The sequence below is a fragment of the Photorhabdus heterorhabditis genome (genome assembly GCF_001280945.1).
Taxonomy (GTDB): domain Bacteria; phylum Pseudomonadota; class Gammaproteobacteria; order Enterobacterales; family Enterobacteriaceae; genus Photorhabdus; species Photorhabdus heterorhabditis.
The window spans coordinates 1-993 of record NZ_LJCS01000186.1 but is presented as its reverse complement, the minus strand read 5'-3'; the positions used below and the strand labels follow the sequence as shown (position 1 = coordinate 993).

Below are 993 nucleotides of genomic sequence, written 5' to 3'. Positions count from 1 at the left end.
TAACCCGAATTCTGGATAAGAAATTGACGAGAAGCCTGTTCCAGGAGCAAAGTTTTGGTGCAGACCCAAAAACAGCTCCGAGGGGGAACAGGCTATGGACAACTTAGTTGAAATTTTCTGTGATGTCGATGATTTTTGCCGTTTTTTCATCCCTCAATGGGAACAATTTTGTCTCGAGAGTGGGCATCGTTTACGCCGCCGACAAGGTCATATGTATCCCAGTGAAATCATGACCATTTTGATCCTTTTTCATCTGTCACATTACCGTGATTTTAAACATTTTTATTTAGAACATATTTGGCAATACCACCACCGCGACTTCCCCACTTTACTCAGTTATACCCGTTTTATCAGCATTGCCCCTTCCGTTTTGGTGCCACTATGCAGCTATCTGACGCAATTAAAAGGGAAACCCACAGGCATTGCTTTTATTGATTCCACCCGTTTGAGTGTCTGCCATAACATTCGCATCCCTCGACATAAGGTCTTTGCGGGAATAGCACAGCGCGGAAAAAATTCAATGGGATGGTTTTATGGTTTCAAATTACACTTGGTTGTCAATCATCAAGGGGAAATTCTCGCGCTTAAAGTCACTGCCGGTAATGTGGATGATCGGGAACCTGTTCGCGAATTAGCAAAAGAATTAACGGGTTCTCTGTACGGTGACAAAGGTTATCTCAGCCAGGAATTGGCGGACGATTTAGCCAAAACCGGTGTCACTTTCATCACGAAAAAACGGCGTAACATGAAAGCACGTATGCAAGCTGAGTGGGATAAGATAATGTTAAAAAAGCGTTTTATTATTGAAACGATTAATGGGCAATTAAAATTAATTTCTCAGATAGAGCATTCGCGCCACCGAAGTATAAGAGGATTTATGTTGACCGTTTTAGGTGGACTGATTGCTTACTGCCTTAAATTGAAAAAACCATCACTGAAAGTTTTCTACTCAGAAGAAGATTTCTCAATGACGGCTTAAGCAGAATTCGGGTT

General features: G+C 41.8%; 1 protein-coding gene. It reads left to right on the top strand.

From position 1 onward, the window contains the following. The first annotated feature begins 94 nt into the window (after positions 1-94). Positions 95-979 carry an IS982 family transposase gene (locus AM629_RS21215; RefSeq protein ID WP_054481782.1) on the top strand — a complete coding sequence of 295 codons (885 nt, stop codon included), beginning with the start codon at positions 95-97 and terminating at the stop codon, positions 977-979. Positions 980-993: the final 14 nt, after the last annotated feature.